The following is a 22,177-nucleotide window of genomic DNA, read 5'->3' as shown; positions in this document are numbered from 1 at the left end:
AGGTCAGCGCGTGGTGCGCGTCGTGCAGGTCGGCTCGCCGGACACCGCGGGGACGGAGACGGCGTTCCAAGCTGCCTTGGTGGCGTTGAACTCGGTGCAGCTGCCCGGGTAGAGCGCGATCGCGGCCTGGAGCGTCGCCTTGCGGGCCGCCTTGTGGTTCCACGACGAGGTCTTCTTCAGCAGGCCGTTGTAGAAGATCTTGGCGGCCTTCTGGATGCCGATCCCGGTGACGCTGCTGTTGTTGCAGGTCGGGCTGGCCGGCTTGCCGCCGCCCGGGTTCGAGCCCTCGGCGAGCAGGTAGAACCAGTGGTTCTGCGGACCGGCCGCGGCGTGCACCTCGGTGCTCGGGATCGACGACGAGTAGCAGTTCGGGTCGCCGACCTTCGACGGGTTGTACATGTAGCGGATCGGGCCCTGGCCGACCAGGTTGACGCCTTCGCCGACCTCGTAGTCGGGCCGGTCCTTCGCGTTGTTCGCGTATGCCTCGGTCATCGCGCCGAAGATGTCGCCGGTCGACTCGTTCAAGCCGCCGTTCTCGTTGCCGGAACCCGCGCCGCCCGGCGTGGTCTGGAAGATGCCGTGCCCGAACTCGTGGCCGACGACGTCCATCGACGTGGCCTGGCGCCGGTTGTCCTGAGAGTGCCCGAAGTGGGTCGAAGAGCCGTCCCAGTAAGCGTTGACGTCGTTCAGGCCGACGGACGCCGGGTAGCCGCGCCCGCTGCCGTTGATGCCGTTGCGGCCCAGCCAGTCCTTCAGCATCTTCCATTCGGTCTGGACGCTGAAAAGGGTGTCGACGCAGCCGGTCTCGAGGTTCGTCCCGGAACCGTTGCCCCAGCTGTTGTCCGGTCCACTGTAGACAGACCCGCCCTCGCGGCCGCAGCTGATGCCCGGGCGGCCCGGGTCGCGCATCGAGTACGAGCTGCCGGATCCGGTGGTGTCGATGGAGACGGTGCCGACGTAGTAGCTGTTGCCGGTGCCCGCCGCGTTCACCGCGTTCGGCCGCGCCTGGGACTTCGCCCCGGAGCTGAAGGTCTTGATGTCGTCCCGCTGGTCGAGCACCGCGCCGGTGGCGGCGTCGACGAACACGTGCAGCCTGCTCGGCGCCGTGGCCGTGCGCCCGGTGACGACGACCTCGTACGCCAGTTTCGGATTCGCCCCGGCCAGCACCACCTTTTCGGGCGTGCTCACACTGTCCACAGTGGGCAGTTGGGCGCGTGCCGTGGAGGCAGCCTTCGCGGCGTCGAGAACGGCTTGCGTCCCGACGGCGATGGGCGCGGTTTCCGCGGCGCTGGTGTCCCGGACGTTGCCGGCCCCGTCCGCGACGACGACCGCGTCCCCGCCGACGACCCGCAGGCCTTGGTAGGTGCGCTCGTAGGCGCTGTAGAAGAGCCCGGCGTCGCCCGCGGTCTGGCCGACGCGCCGGAACGCCTCCGCCGGGCCGCGGCTGAGCCCGCCGAGCCCGGAGGCGACCGCCTGGTCGGCGGCGCGAGCGGCGGCGACGTCCGGGGAAACGGGCTGGGCTGGGGAGGCTGCGCTCGCCGGGACCGACGGCAACGCGAGGGACAGGGCGAGACCGGCGGCGGCCGCCAGGCCCGTGGTGAGTCCGCGATGGGGCATCGAGGTCTTCCTTCCCTGAAGGCAGGACGGTGGGTGCGGGGAGAGGGAACACGCCCGGCTGCTCACGGTGGGTATGCGGCCGAGCACAGTCGAGTAAAGGATCGGCGCCCGGGAGCGTCAATGCTCCAAACGGACCAACGGAATGTTCCGGATTCAGCGGTCAATTCGTATATGCGTTGCCGGTGCTGGGATTTTTCGCGTTTTCGGGCACTGGGCGACTTTCGTAGGGAATGTCCCGGGTGCCGTACGAATGTCGGAAGAGTCCGGACGGCGGAAAGGCCGGGCCAGCGGAAGGTCGTTCCCCGGCGGGGACCGCCAGTGCGAGTGCGAGTGCGGCGCTGCCTGCCGCGGGTCGGCGAAGCATTGCTGCCAGGCGAACTCGGCGCGTTCGCATGCCCCGGACCAGAGGCTGGGTTCGCGACGGAGCGCTGCCGGACCAGCGGGCCGCCCGGCGTGGCCCGGTCGGGCTCGTTAGGAGCTGGACTTACGGTGCTGCGCTGCCGGGCCAGAGATCCGCCCGGCTTGATCCGGATGGGCTCGTTACGGGCTGGACTCGCGCGGCGGTGCGCTGCCGGGCCAGGGGTCTGCCCGGTCTGATCCGGACGGGCTCGCCGATCGCGGCGGGACGCGCCGTGTGCCCGGCACGCCCCGGGTGTCCGGACCTCGCTGCCTCAGCGACGTCCGGGAAGAGATCCCTCCGGCCCGGTCATGGCCGCGCACACTTCGGCGGCCGCTGTCCACAGTCCTAAGTGGCCGGTCGCGACGGTCCGGCATTCCATGCCCTGCTCCCGAGCGCGGGCAGACATAACCGAGAAAGGAGAATGCTCGCCGAAAAGAACGTAGCGGCCAGGCGGCCGCGTGGCCGAGGACGGCGGCAGGGGTTCTTCGTGGCTGGCGAGGTCGATCGGCCGCAGCCGGGAGACCACGGCAGACTCGGTGAATCCGAGCGCGTCGAGCCCGAACGGCGGAACGGCCCGGCCCGACGGGTCGTGAGACTGCGCCGCTTCGGCGAACAGCCGACGCAGGACCGGCATGAGGTCGAACGCGGATTCGCCGGGCGAGGGAAGGAAAGCGTCGAGGTAGATCGCTTCGCGCACCTGCTCGGGATGCGCGTCCGCGAGCCCGGCGACGACCATCCCGCCGTAACTGTGGCCGACGAGGACGACCTGGTCTTCGAGCAGTTGCCCGACTTCGTCGAGGTGCTGCCGCAATCCGAGGCCGGTGAGCGTGGGCGCGGCGACAGTGTGCCCTTGCTGGGACAACCGCGCCGCGATCCGGTCCCATATCCAGCCGCCGCACCACGAGCCGTGCACCAGGACGTAGTGGCTCATGGCGCGGGCACCTTCGCGATGACGTCGACCTCGACCAGTACGTCGGGGACGAACAGCGCGGCGACTCCGACCAGGGTGCTCGCCGGAGCTGCGGGCATTCCTTCGCGCAGTGCGGCGAAGAGTCCGGAGAGCAGCTCGGGGCGATAGTCCACGACGTAAACGGTTTCCTTGACGATGTCCTCGCGGCCGCAGCCGGCGGCGGCGAGCGCGACGTCGAGGTTGTGCGCGATCCGCCGCATCTGGGTCGCGTGGTCCTCGCCGCAGAGGTTCCCGTGCTCGTCCCAGGCGACTTGCCCGGAAAGGAAAACGAGGTCGGCGACGCGCACGACCGGGGTGAAGGCTCCGGGGATGCGGTGCAGCCCGGGAGGGGTCAGGTACTCGGTCATCGCCGCGCCGCCGCGCCGGCCCAGGCGGTGATCGCGGCTTCCCGGAGCGCGGCGTCCGGCGGATCGGTTTCGCGGCGGACCCATGCGATGTGGCCGTCCGGCCGGACGAGGAGTTCGCTGAGGTTCTCGGGTCGGGTGCTGGTCGCCGTGATCCGGTCTTTCCAGCCTTCGGCGACCTGCTCCGCGCCGTCTCCGAAGTAGCCGAAAGTGCCGTCGTGCAACAGATTCGCGCCTTGCGACCCGAGCATCCGGCCGGGCGCCCGGGTGCCGACGAGCGGGTCGCCGTCGGGTGCTGGATAGGACGTCGACAGGGCGGACACCAGACCGGCCAGCCGGGCGTTGACCTCAGGGATTTCGAGCAACGAATCCAGCAGTCCGCGCAGCGCGGCGACCGGGCGCTGGTAGTCGGGGACCAGGGTGAGTTCCAGCAGCAGCGTCTGGGCTTGGGTGTTGTCGGCGACCAGTTGCCCCACCGGGAAACGCTCCGCGTGGTAGGTGTCGAGCAGGCCCGGCGGCGCCCAGCCGTTGAGGTCGGCGGCGAGTTTCCAGCCGAGGTTCATCGCGTCCTGCAGGCCGGTGTTGAGGCCCTGGCCCGCCGCCGGGAAATGGATGTGCGCCGCGTCGCCCGCGAGGAAAACGCGGCCGGACCGGTAATGCTCGGCCAGCCGGGTGGCGTTGCCGAAGCGCGAAAGCCAGCGCGGCTCCGCGATGCCGAAGGAGGTGCCCGTCAGCTCCACCAGGGTGGCGCGGAACTCCTCGAACGTCACGGGTTCCGTTGCCGGGACGCGCATGCGCTCCGGACTGGTGATCACGATGCGGGTCAGCCCTCCGGAAAGCGGGGCGATCAGCAGCGGAACGCGCCCGGCCGCGGCGATCGCTTCCTGGTCGACGACCGCGAAGTCGCCGAGCATCGAGCTCATCGTGCCGTCCGAACCCGGGAAACCGATGCCGGCGGACTCCCGGACCTTGCTCCGGCCGCCGTCGCAGCCCACGAGATACGCGGCGCGAAGCCGGAAGTCCCCGTCTGGCCCGATGCCCGTGACATCGACCCCGTCGTCGTCCTGGACGAGCGACACGACTTCGTGTCCGTACGAGATTTCGACGCCGAGCTCGCGTGCGCGTTCTCCGAGCAGCTGCTCGGTCCGCGCCTGCTCCAGGAACAGCGTGTAGCCGTGCCGGGTGTCCAGCGCGGAGAAGTCGAGCTTCCGCGAGAGCCCGGCGAAATGCCAGCTCGGGACGGTGCGGCCCTGGGCGAGGAACCGGTCGGCGATGCCGCGCAGTTCGAGCATCTCGATGCTGCGCGGATGCAGCGTGAGCGCGCGCGACTGGCCGTGCCGCGCCTGCTGCCGTTCGAGGATCCGGACCCGCACCCCGGCCAGCGCCAGTTCCGCGCCGAGCAGCAGCCCCGTCGGGCCCGCCCCACTGATCACGACCTCGGTGTCCACAGCCGCCTCCATTATTTTCCGAACAACGTTCATTTAAGCCTGCCGCCAGTGTCCTGAGGAAGCGCGAAGCTGTCAAACACGCTGCTAGGCTGGCCACGCCATGACCGCGCACCAGCCCCGCACCCGAGGACGCCCGCCCGCCGCCGACCGGGCCCACGTCACCGCCGCCGCGCTCCGGCTGCTCGACGAAGAGGGCCTCGACGCGCTCACCATGCGGAAACTGGCCACCGCGGTCGGCGTCCAGGTGGGGACGCTTTACGGCTACTTCCCGACCAAAACGGCCTTGCTGACCGCCATGGCCGAGTCGATGCTGGACGGCTGCCGCACCGCCGCCGACGGAATTGCCGAGCCGCGCGAACGGGTGCTGGCCCTGATGAGAAGCCTGCGCACCGCACTTCTGTCCTATCGCGACGGTGCGCGGGTGTACGCGGGCACGCACGCCATCGGGCCGAACACCCTGGGCTTCGCCGAAGCCCTCAACGGCGCGTTGCGGGAAACCGGCCTCGACGCCGCAGCGGCGATGAAAACTGCGCTGCTGGTCCTGCACTTCGCAACCGGCCACACCCTCGAAGAACAAGCAGCAATCCAGTCCGGCCCGGACCTGCCCGCCGACATCGGCCACCTGCGCGAAGCAATCCAAGACGGCGACTATCCACACCTCGCCGAGGCCCAAGACCATCTGACCGGAACCGACCTGACCGACCTCTTCGAACAGGGCCTGCGCCTGCTCACCGCCGACCTGCCCTGACGGCCGGGTTTCACCGTGCGGCCAATGGCACCGGCGCGTTGCGGGCTGGGTGACTACATCGGTCTTGCTGACGCCGGGAGCAGGTCTCGGTCGACACCGGCATTGGCGAGACGGATCGGGCGCCGACACCGTGGATGGACCAAGTACCGGCGCTGGCTTATATAAGCGAGAGCCGGTATGATCCGGGTAGTGCACGCGTTCGACATTCTCGGCGACCCGGTGCGCCGCCGCATTCTCGAACTGCTCGCCGACGGCGAGCAGACCTCGGGCGCGATCACCGACGTGATTCGAGCCGAGTTCGCACTGTCCCAGCCGGCTGTCTCGCAGCATCTGCGCGTTCTGCGCGAGAACGGGTTCGCTTCGGTCCGGGCCGAGGGAGCCCGCCGGTTCTACGCCGTCGACCCCTCGCCGCTGAGCGAGGTCGACGAGTGGTTGGACCGGTTTCGCGGGTTCTGGAATCAGCGGCTCGATGCCCTGGGCACTGAGCTGGCCCGCGGCAGGCGAGCATCCCGGACCTCGGGTGTCGGCAAGGCCGGTCCGCCAGCGAAAGGACGATGACATGAAGGACGTACTGGACGAACTGGCCGCTGCGCGCCGGGCGATGGGCACCGCGACCCTGCCGGCCGGCGACGCGTACACGATCGAGCTGCGGCGTGACTACGACGCGTCGGTCGACGAGGTGTGGAACGCCATCACCGACCCCGAGCGGTTGGGCCGCTGGCTGAAGCCGGTGACCGGTGACCTGCGCCTGGGCGGATCGTTCGAGCTGGACGGCGGTGAGCACGGGGAGATCCTCGCCTGCGACCCGCCGCGGCGGCTGCGGGTGTCCTGGCTCTTCGGGCCCGGGGCCGACGAGTGGCCGGGCACGAGCGAGGTCGAGGTGAGGCTGTCTCCGGGCACTGCCGGGGGCACCGAATTCGAGCTGGTCCACGCCGCGGCCGTCGGGGAGCCCATGTTCCCGACTTACGGCCCGGGCGCCGGCGGCGTGGGCTGGGATCTGCATCTCCTCTCCTTTTCGCGCTTCCTGGCCGACGGCGAGACCCTCGATCACGACGAGTTCCGGACCTTGTCCGGGGGACGCGAGTTCGCTCGGCGCAGCGCGGCGGCATGGGGCGAAGCTCACCTGGCTGCCGGCGGCGACCCGGATCGCGTGGCGGCTGCGGTGGCGGCCACCACCGCGTTCTACGCCCCCGAAGGAAGCGAGCGATGAAGTACGCCAACTCGATCGAGATCGCCCTGCCTCGCGAGAAGGTGGTCCAGCTGATCTCCGACCCGGCGCACCTGGCGAAGTGGCTGCGGGGCCTGGTTCTGCACGAACCGGTGAACGGAGTACACGGCCAGGTCGGCACCACCTCGCGCGTGGTGCTCCAGCGGGGCAAACAGCGGGTGGAGGCCACCGAGACCATCACTCGGCTGGAGCCCGCGGACATCCGCGCAGTGCCCAGGTCGGTCGTCGTGCATTACGAACGGGAGATCACCGCCAAAGGGATGTGGCAGGCCCAGCGCGATCGGATCGTCGACGCTGGTCCGGACAAGACGCTGTGGGAGAGCGAGAGCGAGTTTCGGTTCGACGGGCCCCTGATGCGACTGGTGGCGCTGCTCATGGTCGGCTCGTTTCGCAAGCAGTCGCAGCAGCACATGCGGGACTTCAAAGCGTTCGCCGAGCACGGGACGGACGTCCGGCAGGGGGCGAGCTGACCTGCCGCTGAGTCGCGGGTCCGGCCAGCATGGCGAGCACACCCACCGCACGCGTCGACCGGTATGCCGCGATGCCAAGGCAGGCCTGCCGAAACGGGCGTCGCCGCGTTGGCCTCGGCGTGGCCCAAGCTGCCGAAGCCGCCACTGGCTCGCCTGGACGGTCGCGCTCGCCGCCGCAGTCGTCGTGCTGGCTGTGGAGCCGATGGTCCATCGCCGCTGGTACCGCGATCCGGGATAGCGCTCGCCGCGCCTGTCCCACGACCCGGTGAACAAGGCTGGCGTGATCGAGTTTTCCGGCGAATAGTTCAACAGCAGCGGGAAATGCGCCGCACCGGACCGCGAAAGCCTTGAGTTCCGGCAGGAAGTGCCGTCCGGCGGTGGGCGTCCTTGCGCTCCGCGAGGCGGAATCGGGATCCTGGGCTCACCGAAGCGCAGGGGAGGAGCCGGGCGATGGACGACGTGGAGCTGACGCATCGCGAATGCGTCCGGCTGCTCCGGTCACCCGAACGGGGCCGTCGCGGGATCGTTGCCATCGACGGGCTGACGCCTGCCCTGCGGGTCTGCCTTCTTCTCGACGCGGGCGACGTGCTGATCCCGACCGGGCCGGACAGCGGGCTCGTGCGAGTGGCGGCGTTGCGCCCGGTTTCGCTGGAATTCACCGATCAGGACAAGGACGGGCGGCTGCGGTGGACGGTCCGCGGGATCGGCCTTGCCCGGCCGATGACCGGGCTGGACGTTCCTCGTCCGGTGCCGCGCAGCACCGTGCTCGCGGCGATGCCGGACGCGTTCCGCAACGGGGTCCGGGTCGTCGTGGCCCGCTACCGCGGCAACCGGCCTGCGGACGGGGTCGTGATTCCCGCGCCGCGCGTCGGCTGAGAAAGGCTCGAGTGCCTGTCTTGGTCACCGTTTGGCGACACCGTCGCTGAGCCCCATTCGGCGGGTTGTGGCCGGATACGATGGATTTGCCTGAAATCAGTTGTTCCCGCGTTTCGCCCGAGGCGAGCGACGCGGGCGGCTGGGTGATCAGGAGGGGGAATGCCCGGGCAAAACCGGCGCTGCGCACCAGCGGCCGGGACGACCGGGCGGAGGCGTCATTCAGCCGGAAGGAACCATGAGCACCGCGAGAATCAATGTCAGGACCTTGACGGTCATCACGAGCTGGATCCTCATCGCCGGGGCCGTGCTGCTGGGCATGGGATTCGTCATGCTCATCACCGCGCCGCCGCACAGCGGCGCCAATATCGGCGCCGGAGGAGCCCTCCTCTTCGGCCTGGGCACGACCGGGGCGGGTCTGCTGATCGGAGCGGGGACAGCGGTGGCCGCGCTGCGGGTCCGGCTGCGCGAGGGGCGCGCTGAGGTCCCTGTGCTTGCCTGGGAGAAGCGTCTCCGGCGGTTGACCGCGGCCGCGGTCGGCCTGGTCGCGATCGGGGACCTCGTGCTGACCCGGGCAACCTTCGCCTTCAAGAATGCGCGCGCTGGAAGCGATGGCGTGGATTCTTACCCGATTTTCGTGACCGGTGTATGCATCGCCGGGTGCGGTCTCCTCGCCGGGGTCCCGCACGCGTTGTACTGGCTGTCGCGGCAGCGGACTCGCCGTCATTTCGAGCGTCGCGCATAGCCCTCACGCGGGCCGCATAGTGCGCATCGTGCGTTCGACCTCCCAGAAGGCGCGCACCGCAAGGATTTTCCCCGCCTCGTCGACGCGATAGACGAACACTCCTTCGGCCTCGAGCACCTGTCCGCCGTTCTCGCTGCGGACGTGGCCGGTGTAAGCGACCTCGTTCCCGCAGGCGAACGAGTCGTCGAAGAGGAACTCGATCGAGTCGTTGGGCGCGATGGCGCGGTCCCAGAACGCGGAAAGGGCGTCGCGGCCCCGGTGCCCGGTGCCGTCCGGGTCGAACTGGGAAGGGCCGACCGGGTCCTCCACCAGGGCGTCCGCGGCGAACAGCGCCAGCCAGGCCTCCTTGTCTCGCCTCCGGACGGCGGCGTGCAGGGCCTGGCTGGCGGTGCGAGCGGTGGTCATCGAGCCTCCTGGTGTTGATCGTCGCTAGCCTGGGAACCATGGTGTTCGACTCCACGCGGCTGGATCTCCAGCCGTATGCCGGGTTCGACATGGCGCGCTACGTTCGGCGCACGTATTGCAGCTGGGCGGACGCTGGCTGGGAGTCCCTGCTCGTGCAGCGGTTCGAGCACGTCCCCGTCGCCGAGGAAATGGCGTTGCCCGCCGCGGCGGATCTGCATTTGGTGTTGCCGGTCGGGCGGAGCGCGGTGATGGAGACGCGCCGGGACGGCCGGTGGGGGCGCACTTCGTGGACGCCGGGGCGCGTCGAGTTGATGCTTCCGGATCAGCCTGCGGTGCGGCGTTACCGGGCCACCGGCGTGTTGGACAGCGTGCAGGTCCACATTCCGCGGGACACCGTCGATGCGACAGCCGCGCAACTCGGCGGCGCCGCGGTGGACTTCGCTGCGGTGGCCGCTTCGCTGACGGCGGGCGATCCGCTGGTCGAGGAGATCATCCGAGCCGTCGGTGGTGCGGGCGCGGCCGACGATCTGTATGCCGAATCCGCGGCGGCGTTCCTGACGATGCAACTGCTCACCCGGCACACGCGGCGGTCCGCTCGCGCCGCGCCGACGCGGGAGAACGCGAGGGTCCGGGCGGTCGTCGCGGCGATGCGCGAGCGGCTCGCCGAGCCGGTCACCTTGGCGGATCTCGCCGGCGAGGTGCATCTGAGCGTCTACCACCTGGTCCGGGTCTTCAAGGAAGCGACCGGGGAGACGCCGTACCGGTACCTGACCCGGTTGCGGATCGACGAGGCGAAACGGCTGCTGCGCGGCACCGAGCTGACCATCGCCCAGATCGCGGGGCGCTGCGGATTCGCTGACCCGGCTGCGTTGTCGACGGCGTTCCTGCGGCATACCGGGACGCGTCCCTCGGCGTACCGCGATTCCTGACGGGCCCGGCATCAGCGCTGCTGCCGGAACGCTTCCCGGATCTCGGACACGAGCAGCTCCGGCTGCTCCAGCCCCGGGAAGTGGCCGCCGCGGTCGAGTTCGTGCCAGGAGCGCAGGTCGAGGTAGCGGCGTTCGGCCCAGTGGCGGACGGCGGGCCAGGGGTCGGCCGGGAAGATCGAGCAGGCGGTCGGCACGGTCACCGGCTGCGCGTTCTCCTCTTCCGCGCTGCGGGCCACCCAGCGCATCGCCTCCCAGTACCACCGCGAGGAGGACGCGCCGGTGCCGGTCAGCCAGTACAGCGCGATGGTGTCGATCTGCTGCGAAATGCTTACGCCGCCGCCGGATTCCGGCCGGGTGTCGGAGTAGGCGGCGAATTTCTCGCCCAGCCACGCGGCCAGTCCGGCGGGGGAGTCGAGCAGCGAATAGCCCAGCGTCTGCGGGCGGGTGCTCATCTGCAGTCCGAAGCCGTAGCCGTCGGCGAGATGCCGGTTCCGCCGGTCCAGGACGCGTTGTTCGGCGGGACTGGGCGCGAGCAGGTCGTCGGGCATGGGGGAGGCGATCGGCATCGTCAGGTGCAGGCCCGCGACGCGTTCGGGAACGAGGCGCGCGAGTTCGGTGCTCACGAACGCGCCCCAGTCCCCGCCGTGCGCGCCGAACCGCGGATAGCCGAGCACGGTCATCAACTGCGCCCACGCCCGCGCGGTGCGGCCGGGATTCCAGCCCTGCTCCCGCGGCCGGTCGCTGAACCCGAACCCCGGCAGCGCCGGGATCACCAGGTGGAAGGCGTCGCGCGCGGAACCGCCGTGCGCGACCGGATCGGTCAGCGGGCCGATGACGTCCTCGAACTCGAGAACCGAACCGGGCCAGCCGTGCGTCAGCACCAGCGGAAGCGCGTCCGGCTCGGCGGAACGGACGTGCCAGAACGTGATCCCCAGGCCGTCCAGGACGACGCGGTAGTGCGGGATGGCGTTCCACCGCTCCTGCAGCGCGGACCAATCGTGCTCGCGCCACGCGGTCAGCAGGGTCGACAGCTGCGCCAGCTGGATTCCCTGGGACGCGTCCGGCACGGTCTCGTGTTCGGGAAGCCGGACTTGGTCCAGCCTGGTCCGCAGATCGGCGAGGTCCGCGTTGTCGACGTCGATGGCGAAGCGTTCGGGGGAGGGGGTCTCGCCTGCAGAAATGTCAGCCACGCAAGGAACCGTAGGGCTGGGCCGGGCGCTGCCTCAATGTTCGGGATTGCGGTGTGCGAGTCAATTATTGCGGTGCGGAGTCCACAGAGGAGGCCCGCTCTAAGCTCGCTCCCGTGGACACGGGTGACTACCGGGCCGCGGTGACCGGGATCCTCGGCTCCGCGTCGCACGAAACTTCCGCCAGGCTCGAGCGGTTCTGAGTTGCGGCGCGCGGAGCCCGACATTCCGCCGCGGCCGGGAGGGTGGACGCGCGACGATCTCGAAGCCGCGGTCGTCGACGCGGTGACGGAGTGGATCACGCCGCTCATCCCGGCTGGAGCACCCGAGGGCTTCTGTCGCGTCGAGGCCCCGGGCGGCTGCGGGTGAGCGCGGAAATGCCGGGAGCCGTATGTGTCCGAAGAGGACTCTGGCCGGTTCGCGGTCGACGGATACGGCCGGACGCTCGGCACCTCCGGAGTGCGGGCGAGGATCGGCGCCGGGTACCGGTCGGGTCGGCTTGATCGCGGCGTTCGGGGGCCGGAACCCGGTCACGGCTCGCCGAGCGCCTTGCCCGCCTTGGCCCAGTTCCCGCGCAGAGTGTCCAAATAGGACTGTGCCTGCGGGCCCGGTTTGGTCCCGCGGGCGAAGCTCTTCATCGCGCCCGGCCCCGCGTTGTAGCCGAGCGCGAGCAGTTCGTCGGAGGTGATCGAGCCGGACCGATGCGCGGGCAATTGCGCGGCTAGGTCGTGCAGGTACCAGGACTCGGCCTGGATCGCCAGGTCCGGGTCGTCCGGCAGCTGGTCCCATGAACGTCCGGCGAACGCGCGGCCCTTCTTCGTCGCGTCGAAGGTCGCTTCGTGCATGTTCGCGACCCCGAACGCGGCGCCCGGCTTGAGCCGCTGCCAGGCGCGTTCGAGAGCCGGATCGTGCGGTTTGTACGACTCGTTGAAGAGAATCGCCATGACCAGCCGAGGGGAGACTCCCGCCTCTTGAGCGCGGGTCCGGACCATGGAGGCGAACCGTGCCGGGTCGTAGCTCCCGCTGAGCGCGGAGGTGGTCGGAGTCGCCGGGGTCTTGGGTTCCGGCTGGCTGGCGGGACCGGTGCAGGCGGCGAGACACAGTCCCAGCATCGCCGCTGCCAGCCAACGCCACTCGCGCATCGTCTCCGCCTTCCCTCTGCTTCCACCTTGGCACAAAACGGCCGCCGGTCGTGCACCGTGCACTGTCGAGTTCCGCACGTTTCGTCGCCGTGCCCGAAGCGCGGGACCCGGTGCGGTTTCTAACGTCGAGCCCAACGTGGTGAACCAGCCCGCACGACAGGAGCCCGCCGATGACCCACCCGTCCCGCAGCCGGCTGGGAGTGCTGCTCGGCAGCACCACTCCGCCGGAACAGATCGGCGCACAGGCCGCGGCCGCGGAAGCCGCCGGTTTCGGGGAATTGTGGCTGCCCGAGGACTACTTCTTCCTCGGCGGCATCGCGGGCGCCGCGCTCGCGCTCGGAGCGACGTCCCGGGTCCCGGTCGGCATCGGGGTCGTGTCGTCGGTCGTCCGGCATCCGGCGTTGCTGGCCATGGAAATCAGCACGCTGGCCCGCGCTTACCCGGGCCGGCTGATGCCCGGAATAGGGCACGGCGTCCCCGCCTGGACCGCGCAGATGGGCTTGACCCAGCGGTCGCCGATGAGCGCCCTGCGCGAAACCCTCACCGCGGTCCGCGGGCTGTTGCGCGGCGAGACGATCGACGAGGAGGGCCGGTTCGCCGCCTTCCGCCAGGTCGCGATCACGCACCCGGTCGCCGAGCCGGTGCCGCTGTTCACCGGGGTGCTCGGGGACAAGGGGCTCGAGCTGACCGGCCGGATGGCCGACGGTCTGCTCGTCAGCGCGCTCGCACCGGTCGAATACGTACGGAGCGCGCGGCGCAAGCTGGACGAAGCCGCGCGCGCGGCCGGGCGAGACGAGCGCATCACGATCACCGTCCTCGCCGCGGCCAACGTCACGCGGGATCCGGGGGAGGCAGCCGCCGCGAGGGAAGCGCTCAAAGCGGTTCTTGCTTTTTACCTCGCCGCGAGTGGCCCGGGCCCGCTGTTCGGCGCGGTCGGTGCCAACGAGCAGCTCGCGGACATGCTCTCGCGAGGCGGTCCCGAGGTGGTCGCCGCGGAGATGCCGGACGAGTGGCTCGACGTTTTCGGCGTCGTGGGCGGGCAGGACACCGCGCGGGCCCGCCTCAAGGAGTACCTCGACGCGGGCGCGGACAACGTCGCCATCGCGACCGTCGTCGCCGGCGGCGCGGAAGAAACTCTCGCCGCGGTCGGAGAACTGACCGGCGAGTTCACCCACTGAAAGGGCACGACCATGAGCACTGACCTCGAGCGGATCCTCGAAGTGCACCAAGGCTGGTACGAGGCGAACATCGGCCTCGTCGCCGACCGGATGCTGCAGTACTTCCCCGAAGGCGACGGCTACCACCAGTTCAACCTCAACGGCCACACCTACCACGGCGTGCTGGACAAGCACCGGCTGTGGGTCAACGCCGCGAAGATCGGGCTGAGCATCACCGCGATCAAGGACACCGTCGGCCCGGACGTCCAGGTCTTCGGGGACGTCGCGCTGCTCACCGCCGAAGGAACCGCCGACGTGCTGGCTCCCGGCCAGCAGGACGCGGTCCCGACCCCGTTCCGCACCACCGAGTTCTTCCGCCGCGACGACGGCAAGGGCGGCCCGGACTGGCGGATCTGGCACATGCACGTGAGCGTCCAGGACCCGCAGATGCCCAAGCACGGCACGGAATGAGCAGGGGTTTGGACCGCGTCAGCGTCGAGGGACCGGCCGGAAAGCTGTCAGTGCTGCGCACGGCGGACGACCGGTCCGGCGTCCCGCTCGTGCTCCTGCATCCGATCAACTCCGCGGCAGTGGTCTGGGAGGACGTCGCCGCCCGGCTCGACCGGCCGGTCGTCGCGCCGGACCTGCGCGGGCACGGGCACTCCGGGCAGACCGGCCCGTTCACTGTCGAAGATGGCTACGTGCCGGACGTTCTGGCGGTCCTCGACGCGCTCGGGCTGGACCAGGTGCATCTGGCCGGCGGGTCGCTGGGCGGCACGATCAGCGTCGCGCTGGCCGCGCTGCATCCCCGGCGGGTGCGCAGCGTCGCCGCGTTCGGTTCGACGCTGGGCACCGGCGTTCCGGCCGAGGCGATCGCCGCGATGGTGCGCGAACTCGAGGCCGCCGGGACTGCCGGGTACTTCGCCGGTCAGGTGCCGGAGATCGTGGGCCGGAAGCACCGGGATTCGGCGCGGGTCCGGGAGGTGATGGCGGAAGCGGTCGGCACCCGGCCGACGACGGTCGTCGCGGAGATCCTTTACGGAGCGTTCGGCGCGGATATCCGGCATTTGGCGGGAAAGGTTGCCACGTCGGGGATTCCGGTGCTGGCAGTGGCCGGAACCGAGGATCCGACGTGCCCGCCCGCGATGTCGCGCGAACTCGCCGAAGCCACCGGCGGCACCGCGATGGAGCTCGACGGAACGGGTCACCTGCCGATGCTCGAGGAAACCGGCCAGGTGGCCGGCCTCCTCCGGAACCACCTCGCGCGGGCGGAGGAAGGAAGGCCGTGACGTACTCGATCGTCGCGCGCGATCCGGCCACCGGCTGCCTCGGGGTCGGCGCCCAGACCCATTTCTTCGGCGTCGGCACGTTGCTGCCGTGGGCCGAGGCGGGCGTCGGCGCGGTGGCCACCCAGGCGTTCGTCAACGTCGATTGCGGACCTCGCGGCCTGGAGTTGTTGCGGGCAGGCGTACCCGCACCGTCTACTGTGGACCTGCTGGTGGCCGAGGACCCGGATTCCGCTTATCGCCAGCTCGGAGTTGTCGACGCACGGGGCTCGGTGGGCACGCACACCGGCGGCTCGTGCGCGCCGCACGCCGGTTCCGCGCGCGGGCATCAGGTGACGGTGCAAGGGAACATGCTGGCTGCCCCGAACGTGTGCCAGGCTGCGCTGTCCGCCTTCGAGACCGCGGGCGGCGACCTCGCCGACCGTATCCTCGCCGGGCTCCAAGCCGCGGACGGTGCCGGGGGAGACGTGCGCGGCGCCCAGTCGGCGGCACTGCTGGTCGTCTCCGGCCGACGGAGCCCGACGCCGTGGAACGAGGTGGTGGTCGACCTGCGGGTCGACGACCATCCGGATCCGCTCGCCGAACTGTCCCGGCTTCTCCCGCGCTCGCGGGCCTTCGGCGCGGTCGGCGGGGTGATGTTCGCGCGCGGCTTGACGCTCGGGCCGTTCGAGGGCGTCACGCCGGACGAGCTGGACGCACGGCTGAACGATCTCGCGTCGGCGGCGGAGGTGATCGGGCCGGATAACCGCGAGGCCGACTTCTGGCGCGCGGTCCTGCTCGCCCGCGCCGGACGGCATCGGGAGGCCGCCGACCTCTTCGCGGAGGTAGCGGCGTTCCGGCCCGCGTTGGTGGGATTCGCGAAAGGGCTTGCGCCGCTGGGATTTCTCGACGCCGAAGCCCTCTCCGCGTTGACTGCACACCTTGAGGAGTCGTCATGAACGCCGCCGCTGCTGTCCGAGCCGCGCGGGTGACCGACCTGGCGGCGGACTTGATCCGGTGCGACACACAAAACCCGCCCGGCGGGGAACGGCCGGTGGTCGAGCCGCTGTACGAGGTCTTGGCGGAACTGGGTGCCGAGGTCGAGGTTTTCGAGCCCGAACCGGGCCGTCCGTCGATCCTGGGCCGCATCGGGTCCGGTGACGGGCCGACGCTGCTGGTCAACGGGCACGTGGACGTCGTGCCAGTGTCCGAAGAGGACTGGACGGTGCCTCCGTTCGGCGGGTTGGTCCGGGACGGCCTGCTCTACGGTCGCGGCGCCTGCGACATGAAGGGCGGGATCGCCGCGGCGCTCGAAGGGATGCGCGCCTGCCGCGACGCCGGAATCGTGCCGCCCGCGAACATCGTCTTCCATCTCGTGGCGGACGAGGAGACCGGCGGCCGGGCCGGGACCGAGGCGCTGGTCGCTGCCGGGCTGGTGCACGCCGACGCGGCCGTCGTGCCCGAGCCCAGCGAACTGCGCGTCGGGGTGGCCGAGCGCGGCTCGCTGATGGTGGAGATCGTGGTGCGCGGGCGGGCCGGGCACGGCAGCGATCCGGCCGCCGGGCACTCCGCCGTCGCCGACGCCGCGCGGATCGTCTCGGCGCTCCACCTCGCCGACTTCGGCGGCGAAGCGCATCCGCTGCTGGGCATCCCGACCGCGAACGCGGGAACCATCGCGGGCGGCACCGCCGTCAACATCGTGGCCGCCGAATGCCGGCTGCGGATCGACCGGCGCGTACTGCCCGGCCAGACGCGGGACGAGGCGCTGGCCACCGTCACCGGACTGATCGACGCGGCGGGCAAGTTCGACTACGACGCGGCTGTCCTCGCCTTCGCCGAGGGCTCCGAACTGGACCCGCAGCACCCGTTCGTCACCGAGGTCCGCGAGGCGGCGGACGACGCACCGGTTCGCGGGCTGAAACTCGGCACGGACGCGCGGTTCCTGCGCAATCAGCTCGGCATCCCGACGGTCGTGTACGGGCCCGGGTCGATGACGGTCGCGCACACCGCCGACGAGTACGTGCCGGTCGCCGAACTGACCGCCGCCGCCCGCGCGTTCGCTCGGCTGTATGCCGGTTTCCGGGGTGTCGCCACCGCATGAGCAGCTACGACGCCGGTTAAGGTTTGCGCATGGAGCACGTCGCCGAGTCCGCGATCGACGACGTGGTGCGCGGCGCGGGGCACTTCGGGAGCGGAGGCGGCGGCGACCCGTACCTGGCGCAGCAGCTCCTGCTCGCGGCCGTCCGGCGGCACGGGCCGATCCCGCTCGTCACGGCGGGCGAACTGGACCCGGACGCGCTCGTCCTCCCCGTGGTGTCCGGCGGGACCCCGCACACGCTCGTCGAGAAGGCGCACAGCACCGTCGAGGCCGAGACCCTCCGGAAGGCGGTGGAGGCCCGGGCCGGGCGCGAGTGCGCGGCGGTCCTGCCGATCCAGCTCGGCAGCGTGAACGTGGCCGTTCCGCTCGCGGTCGCGGCCGAACTCGGGCTGCCGTGCCTCGACCTCGACCTGATGCGCCGCACGCTGCCCTCGATCGACCTGACGCTGCTGCGGCTGGCCGGATTTTCCGCCTCGCCGATCACCGTCGTCGGAGGCTCCGGCATCGTCGCCGAGTTCAGCCAAGGCACCGACGCCGTGCTCGGCGAGCTGGTGCGGGCCGTGCTGCCGCCGCTGGGTCTCGTGGCGCTGATCAGCGCGTATCGGGTGACCGCCGGGGACTGTGCGCGGCTCGGCACGGCCGGGTCGATCAGCGAATGCGCCCGGATCGGGGCAGCGCTCGCCGAAGACGGCCACGACCCGTACCTGCGTGCCTGCGGCGGACGCCTGGTGTGCACCGGAACCGTCGCGGAGGTCCTGCAGCATTCCTCGGACGGCTGGCCGCGCGGCGTGGTTTCCCTCGACACCCCAGACGGTTTCGTGCGGATCGACTTCCAGAACGAGAACCTGATCGTCAGCCGGGAAGGCACGGTGCTGGCCACGGTCCCGGACCTGATCGGCGTCGCGGACGCGGACACGGGCGCATTGACACAGACCGTCGACCTCGCCGCCGGGCAGGAAGTGCACGTGATCGCCAGCCCGGTCGACGAGCGGTGGCACACGCCCGAAGGACACGCGGCGGCTGGGCCGCGCGCGTTCGGTTATGCCGTCGATCCGGTGCGGTTCGACGGTTCGCCGCTCTTGGCCGGTGTCCGATGAGCCGGTTGCGAGTGGGCCTCGACGCCGTCGCCGCCCGAGCCGTGGCACTGGACACGGCGAACCGAATCGTGGCGTCCCACCGGGGAGCACCCGGCACCGATTCGCCGTCGAGACTGCTCGGCGCGCTGCTCGCGGAGGTCGATGCCGAAGCGGTCGATCGGGTCGTGGCGATCCTGCCGGAGCCCGTGCCTGCCGAGGCGGGATCGCCGGTCGGGGTGCTGCGCATCGGCGGTGCGACGGCGCTTCCGCCGCTCGTGGGCTGGCCGGTCGAGCTGTCCAGTGCGCTCGCGGGACCCGTCGCGATGGTGCGGGGCGGGCACGAATACGACGGCACGGCGTCCGCGCCGCTGGACCTCGCCGCGGTGGCCGAATTCGCCCGCCGGTGCGCCGGAACCGTCTGCGCGGTCGCGGTCGCCGGAGTCCACGGATTGGAGAATCCCGACCACGAACAGCAGGCCGCGGCCGTCCTCGCCGACGTGCTCGGGCCGGAGGTCCCGGTGCTCAAAGGCAGCGAGACCGAGGCGATCGGGCTGCTGGAGCGGGAGAACACGGCCGTGCTCGACGCCGCTCTGGCCGAGTCCGCCCGCGCCCGGATCGGCGAACTGGGCGCCACGGTTCGGAAGCACAATCCCGATGCGGAGCTGTATCTGGTTCGCGGGGACGGAACCGTGCTGCCCGAACTCGCCGCGCAGCGCCACGCCACGGCTTGCCTCGGAGCAGCCCAGGCGGCGTTGCTGCACGGTGCCGCGCGGCTGGCCGGAGTATCCGCGGCGGTGGTGGTAGAAGCGAACGGCAACCAGGCTGTGGTCGGGACGACGCGGGGTGGGTTGCTGCCCGAATCGGGCGCGCACCGGGAATTCGGCGGCGTCCGGATCGGCTCGCGCCTCCCGCGGTTGACCGTCGTGGACCGCTCGATGTCCGTCGCCGCAGCGGTCGCTCGTGCGCGGTACGGCTACGACGATCTCCCGGTCGTGCTTGTCGGAGACCGGCCCCTGCCCGACGCGATTCGGCCGCCGGACGGCGATCTCGCAGCCGCTGTGGGAGCGGCGACCGCGGAAGCGGCGGGCTCGGTCGACCGGATCTTCTGGCAGGGCACCGGTGGACGGGAAGATTCGGCGGCCCGCGCCCGGCAACTGGCCCGGGACGCCGCGGTCCGGGCCGGCGCCGACCCCCGCACCTTGCGGGAAACCCCGGTGAAGGAGGCGCTGATGACCTACGTTCCGGTGCCGGCCGCGCGCCTCCAGGCGACCGCGGTGGGGCCGATCCTGGAACCGGCGGCGCCATGACGGTCACCCTCGCCCAGCTGCTGGACCTCGACCTGATCGAGCACTACGAGGTGCTCGCGGGCGAGACCGGGCTGAAGCGGCCCGTCGGGGCGGTCGTCGCGGGATCCGCGGTGCACGAGATTTCCGAACTCGCCCCGCGCAGTGTCGTGGTTTTCGGCCGTGAGCAGCTGGTCCTCGACGATCTCGCGGCGGACCTCGCGATCCGGCTGGCGGGCAGCGCGGGCCTGTCCGGGATCATCGCGGCCCGCCCGCACCGGCCGGTGCCCTTCGCCACCCGCAGGCTCGCCGACCGGCTGGCGCTGCCGCTCATCGGCGTCGAGGACAGCACTCCGACCGGGGTGATCACGGCGTTCGACCCCTACGTCAGCGCCCCGGAGATCGCGGGCCTGCGGGTGCTCGGCGACGCGTCCCGCCGCTTCCAGCGTCCGCCCGCCGACGCGAACGCGCTCACTTCGCAGCTCTCGGCGACGCTCGGCGAACCAGTAGCGCTCGTCGACGCGGAGGCCCGTTTCGTGGCCGGTGACCCGGAGGTGCACGCGTTGCTCGGCAGGTGTGCCGACCCTGCCTTGCTGGCCGATTCGCGGCCGGTCGCCCTGACTGTCGGGGCGGACGGCGAACTAATGCTGCACCCGGTCCAGGTCGTCACGACCGGACCCGCGGTCTACTGGATCGCGGTGCGGCGGCCCCGGTTCGCGGCCGGTGTGCTGCTCGAACCGGTCCGGCGCGCGATCGCGATCGCCGCGCTGTCGTTCGCCGTGCACGTCGCCGGAGAGGCGGTCCGCGACGAACGCGAACACCGGCGCCGTTCGCTCCTGCTCAGCGAAATCCTCGAACAGCCCGGCGAACCGGGACGCCACACCGTCGAACGGGCCACCGCACTCGGCTGGCGGCTCGCCGGACGGCACACCGCGGTCCAGGTGCAGGCGGCAGCCGCCCCGCCCGCGCTCCGGATGTCCGCGCTGGGTACGGAATTGGAAGCACAACTGGGCGAACACGGCGTCGCCGCGAGGCTTGTCGAACGCGGCGAAGGATGGCTGTTCTGGCTGACTTCCGACGCGCAAGCCCAGGATCCCGGCCCGTTGCTGGACCGGCTTGCCAGGACACTCGCGGCCGTCGAAGCGGAGCATCCCGGACTGCGGCTGTGCGCCGGAGTAGGCCGGGCCCACACTGGTGCGGCGGGCATCGGCCGCTCCGCCGAACAGGCCCGCCGCGCGGCGTTGCTCGCCCACACCGCACACCGCCGGGCGGTCGTCGAGCACATCGACGCGGGCAACGCCCGAAAGCTGATCGCGGGTTGGTACGGCTCCGCTCCTTTGCGCGGCGCGGCGGCCGACCTGCTCGCCCCGCTGGAGGAGGCGGATCCGTCCGGTGGTCTGGTTCGGACTTTGCGGTGTTACCTGGATTTCCAGTCTTCGGCGAAGGCCGCGGGGGAGGCGCTGGGGGTGCATCGGAATACGGTGATGCAGCGGATGGAGCGGATCGCCGAGTTGCTGCCGGTGGATCTGGGCGATCCGGACGACCGGTTGGCGGTGCATCTGGCGACGCGGGCGGCCGGGGTGGATTGGGACGAGCCCGGCTGACGTCGAGCACAAGACCGCGGGCTGGAGTTCGTCCGCCGTGCACGATGACCCCGCGCCGCCAGCCGGGTTGAGTGTCCGGAATGGACACACGCACCGCGGGAATCACCATTGGCTACAAGGCATCCGCCGAGCAGTTCGGGCGGCGCCACCTGGTTGACCTGGCCGTCCTCGCCGAAGAGCGGGGCTTCGACTCAGTGCTGGTGAGCGATCATTACCAGCCCTGGCGGCACCGGCACGGGCACGCGCCGTTCTCGATGGCCTGGCTCGCCGCGGCGGGGGAGCGGACCGAACGGGTCCGACTCGGCACCAGCGTGCTCACCGCGACCTTCCGCTACCACCCGGCCGTGGTCGCGCAGGCCTTCGGCACGCTCGGCGCGCTGTACCCCGGACGCGTCCTGCTCGGTCTCGGCACCGGCGAAGCGCTCAACGAGGTCGCGGTCGCCCGCCTGGAGTGGCCCGGCTTCAAGGAACGCTTCGCCCGCCTGCGCGAGGCGATCGACCTCATCCGTCGCTTGTGGACAGAGGAACGGGTGAGTTTCGACGGCGAGTACTACCAAACCGAGAACGCGACCGTCTACGACCGACCGGCCCATCCGGTGCCGATTTACGTCGCGGCAGGCGGCCCCGTGGTCGCGAAGTACGCCGGTAGGACGGCGGACGGCTTCATCTGCACCAGCGGCAAGGGCATGGAGCTCTACACGGAGAAGCTCCAGCCCGCTGTGGACGCCGGGGCTGAACAGTCCGGCCGCAAGCCCGCGGACGTCGCGCGCTCGATCGAGATCAAACTGTCCTACGACACCGACGCCGAGGCCGCCGTCGCGAACACCCGGTTCTGGGCTCCGCTGTCCCTGACCGCCGAACAGAAGCACGGCATCTCCGACCCCGTCGCCATGGAGCGCGTCGCCGACGAACTCCCGATGTCCCAGATCGCGTCCCGGTGGATCGTTTCCGCCGATCCCGACGAGGTGGTCGAACGGATCCGCCCGTACGTGGACGCGGGCTTCACCGACCTGGTCCTGCACGCGCCCGGCGACGACCAAGCCCGCTTCCTCGACCTCGCCCGGCGGAATCTGCTGCCCCGGTTGCGGCGGCTGGGCGGATAGCCCTGCCGAGCGGTCTTCGCAGTGCGCTGAGCCCACTGACGGCGCTCCGGGCGCTGTTTAGCCTTCCCCCGACGCAGCGTGGCGT

23 protein-coding genes and 1 pseudogene are annotated in these 22,177 nt (G+C 71.0%); 17 read left to right on the top strand and 7 right to left on the bottom strand.

Features of this window, described 5'->3' with window-relative positions; genetic code table 11:
* Positions 1-21: 21 nt before the first annotated feature.
* The 4 genes and pseudogenes from EIZ44_RS18355 to EIZ44_RS18340 all read right to left on the bottom strand — a co-directional run.
* Positions 22-1,617, bottom strand: a pseudogene (locus EIZ44_RS18355) (M4 family metallopeptidase); the annotation flags it as partial.
* 671 nt (positions 1,618-2,288) lie between these two features.
* Entirely contained in the window at positions 2,289-2,948 is a 660-nt protein-coding gene (locus EIZ44_RS18350; RefSeq protein ID WP_134729977.1) for an alpha/beta hydrolase, read from the bottom strand.
* Entirely contained in the window at positions 2,945-3,334 is a 390-nt protein-coding gene (locus tag EIZ44_RS18345) for a RidA family protein (protein ID WP_205673216.1), read from the bottom strand. Before EIZ44_RS18345 ends, EIZ44_RS18350 begins: the two co-directional genes overlap by 4 nt.
* On the bottom strand, positions 3,331-4,779 hold the full coding sequence (locus EIZ44_RS18340) for an FAD-dependent monooxygenase (RefSeq protein WP_167754188.1): 1,449 nt from the start codon (positions 4,777-4,779) through the stop codon (positions 3,331-3,333). Before EIZ44_RS18340 ends, EIZ44_RS18345 begins: the two co-directional genes overlap by 4 nt.
* Before the next feature lie 100 nt (positions 4,780-4,879).
* Between EIZ44_RS18340 and EIZ44_RS18335 the strand changes: the two genes are divergently transcribed.
* The 6 genes from EIZ44_RS18335 (at position 4,880) to EIZ44_RS18305 (ending at position 8,843) form a co-directional block, all read left to right on the top strand.
* A complete protein-coding gene (locus EIZ44_RS18335; protein WP_134729973.1) occupies positions 4,880-5,527 on the top strand; it encodes a TetR/AcrR family transcriptional regulator in 648 nt (215 codons plus the stop codon).
* 189 nt (positions 5,528-5,716) lie between these two features.
* Positions 5,717-6,085, top strand: coding sequence for an ArsR/SmtB family transcription factor (locus EIZ44_RS18330; protein WP_051729756.1), 369 nt, complete (start codon positions 5,717-5,719; stop codon positions 6,083-6,085).
* Position 6,086: 1 nt separating this feature from the next.
* Positions 6,087-6,737, top strand: coding sequence for an SRPBCC family protein (locus tag EIZ44_RS18325; RefSeq protein ID WP_134729971.1), 651 nt, complete (start codon positions 6,087-6,089; stop codon positions 6,735-6,737).
* On the top strand, positions 6,734-7,225 hold the full coding sequence (locus EIZ44_RS18320; protein WP_134729969.1) for an SRPBCC family protein: 492 nt from the start codon (positions 6,734-6,736) through the stop codon (positions 7,223-7,225). The genes EIZ44_RS18325 and EIZ44_RS18320 overlap by 4 nt, the downstream gene beginning before the upstream one ends.
* A gap of 450 nt (positions 7,226-7,675) precedes the next feature.
* Positions 7,676-8,101, top strand: a complete 426-nt coding sequence (locus EIZ44_RS18310; RefSeq protein WP_043828369.1) for a hypothetical protein — start codon at positions 7,676-7,678, stop codon at positions 8,099-8,101.
* Positions 8,102-8,336: 235 nt separating this feature from the next.
* On the top strand, positions 8,337-8,843 hold the full coding sequence (locus EIZ44_RS18305; protein ID WP_134729967.1) for a hypothetical protein: 507 nt from the start codon (positions 8,337-8,339) through the stop codon (positions 8,841-8,843).
* A gap of 3 nt (positions 8,844-8,846) precedes the next feature.
* On the opposite strand, the gene EIZ44_RS18300 is transcribed toward EIZ44_RS18305, so the two are convergent.
* Positions 8,847-9,248, bottom strand: coding sequence for a nuclear transport factor 2 family protein (locus tag EIZ44_RS18300; protein ID WP_134729965.1), 402 nt, complete (start codon positions 9,246-9,248; stop codon positions 8,847-8,849).
* Between the two features lie 38 nt (positions 9,249-9,286).
* Between EIZ44_RS18300 and EIZ44_RS18295 the strand changes: the two genes are divergently transcribed.
* Complete coding sequence (locus EIZ44_RS18295; protein ID WP_134729963.1) at positions 9,287-10,177, top strand: AraC family transcriptional regulator; 891 nt, start codon at positions 9,287-9,289, stop codon at positions 10,175-10,177.
* Between the two features lie 11 nt (positions 10,178-10,188).
* On the opposite strand, the gene EIZ44_RS18290 is transcribed toward EIZ44_RS18295, so the two are convergent.
* Positions 10,189-11,367 (bottom strand): epoxide hydrolase family protein, encoded by a 1,179-nt coding sequence (locus EIZ44_RS18290; protein WP_439098606.1) that lies wholly within the window; start codon positions 11,365-11,367, stop codon positions 10,189-10,191.
* Positions 11,368-11,568: 201 nt separating this feature from the next.
* On the opposite strand from EIZ44_RS18290, the gene EIZ44_RS46165 reads away from it, so the two are divergent.
* Positions 11,569-11,733, top strand: coding sequence for a DUF6389 family protein (locus tag EIZ44_RS46165; RefSeq protein ID WP_369127027.1), 165 nt, complete (start codon positions 11,569-11,571; stop codon positions 11,731-11,733).
* A gap of 161 nt (positions 11,734-11,894) precedes the next feature.
* Here the strand turns inward: EIZ44_RS46165 and EIZ44_RS18285 are convergent, their stop codons facing one another.
* Positions 11,895-12,506: a transglycosylase SLT domain-containing protein gene (locus EIZ44_RS18285; RefSeq protein ID WP_134729961.1), complete on the bottom strand. Its 612-nt coding sequence runs from the start codon at positions 12,504-12,506 to the stop codon at positions 11,895-11,897.
* Positions 12,507-12,676: 170 nt separating this feature from the next.
* Here EIZ44_RS18285 and EIZ44_RS18280 point away from each other — a divergent pair, with 170 nt between their 5' ends.
* The 9 genes from EIZ44_RS18280 (at position 12,677) to fgd (ending at position 22,092) form a co-directional block, all read left to right on the top strand.
* Positions 12,677-13,684 carry an LLM class flavin-dependent oxidoreductase gene (locus EIZ44_RS18280; RefSeq protein ID WP_134729959.1) on the top strand — a complete coding sequence of 336 codons (1,008 nt, stop codon included), beginning with the start codon at positions 12,677-12,679 and terminating at the stop codon, positions 13,682-13,684.
* Between the two features lie 12 nt (positions 13,685-13,696).
* Complete coding sequence (locus EIZ44_RS45145; protein ID WP_037819610.1) at positions 13,697-14,134, top strand: nuclear transport factor 2 family protein; 438 nt, start codon at positions 13,697-13,699, stop codon at positions 14,132-14,134.
* On the top strand, positions 14,131-14,952 hold the full coding sequence (locus tag EIZ44_RS18275; protein WP_205673215.1) for an alpha/beta fold hydrolase: 822 nt from the start codon (positions 14,131-14,133) through the stop codon (positions 14,950-14,952). The genes EIZ44_RS45145 and EIZ44_RS18275 overlap by 4 nt, the downstream gene beginning before the upstream one ends.
* Complete coding sequence (locus EIZ44_RS18270; RefSeq protein ID WP_134729956.1) at positions 14,949-15,887, top strand: DUF1028 domain-containing protein; 939 nt, start codon at positions 14,949-14,951, stop codon at positions 15,885-15,887. The genes EIZ44_RS18275 and EIZ44_RS18270 overlap by 4 nt, the downstream gene beginning before the upstream one ends.
* On the top strand, positions 15,884-17,029 hold the full coding sequence (locus EIZ44_RS18265) for a M20 family metallopeptidase (protein WP_134729954.1): 1,146 nt from the start codon (positions 15,884-15,886) through the stop codon (positions 17,027-17,029). The genes EIZ44_RS18270 and EIZ44_RS18265 overlap by 4 nt, the downstream gene beginning before the upstream one ends.
* A 29-nt stretch (positions 17,030-17,058) precedes the next feature.
* Positions 17,059-18,123, top strand: coding sequence for an S-methyl thiohydantoin desulfurase family protein (locus tag EIZ44_RS18260; RefSeq protein WP_167754187.1), 1,065 nt, complete (start codon positions 17,059-17,061; stop codon positions 18,121-18,123).
* Complete coding sequence (locus EIZ44_RS18255) at positions 18,120-19,409, top strand: hydantoinase/oxoprolinase N-terminal domain-containing protein (protein WP_134729950.1); 1,290 nt, start codon at positions 18,120-18,122, stop codon at positions 19,407-19,409. Before EIZ44_RS18260 ends, EIZ44_RS18255 begins: the two co-directional genes overlap by 4 nt.
* Positions 19,406-20,989, top strand: coding sequence for a helix-turn-helix domain-containing protein (locus EIZ44_RS45935; RefSeq protein WP_134729948.1), 1,584 nt, complete (start codon positions 19,406-19,408; stop codon positions 20,987-20,989). The genes EIZ44_RS18255 and EIZ44_RS45935 overlap by 4 nt, the downstream gene beginning before the upstream one ends.
* A gap of 80 nt (positions 20,990-21,069) precedes the next feature.
* Entirely contained in the window at positions 21,070-22,092 is a 1,023-nt protein-coding gene (gene fgd, locus EIZ44_RS18245; protein ID WP_134729946.1) for a glucose-6-phosphate dehydrogenase (coenzyme-F420), read from the top strand.
* Positions 22,093-22,177: the final 85 nt, after the last annotated feature.

It is taken from the genome of Amycolatopsis nivea, from assembly GCF_004522235.1.
Taxonomy (GTDB): domain Bacteria; phylum Actinomycetota; class Actinomycetes; order Mycobacteriales; family Pseudonocardiaceae; genus Amycolatopsis; species Amycolatopsis nivea.
The sequence above is the reverse complement of the archived record's forward strand: the minus strand, read 5'-3'. Positions and strand labels throughout refer to the sequence as shown.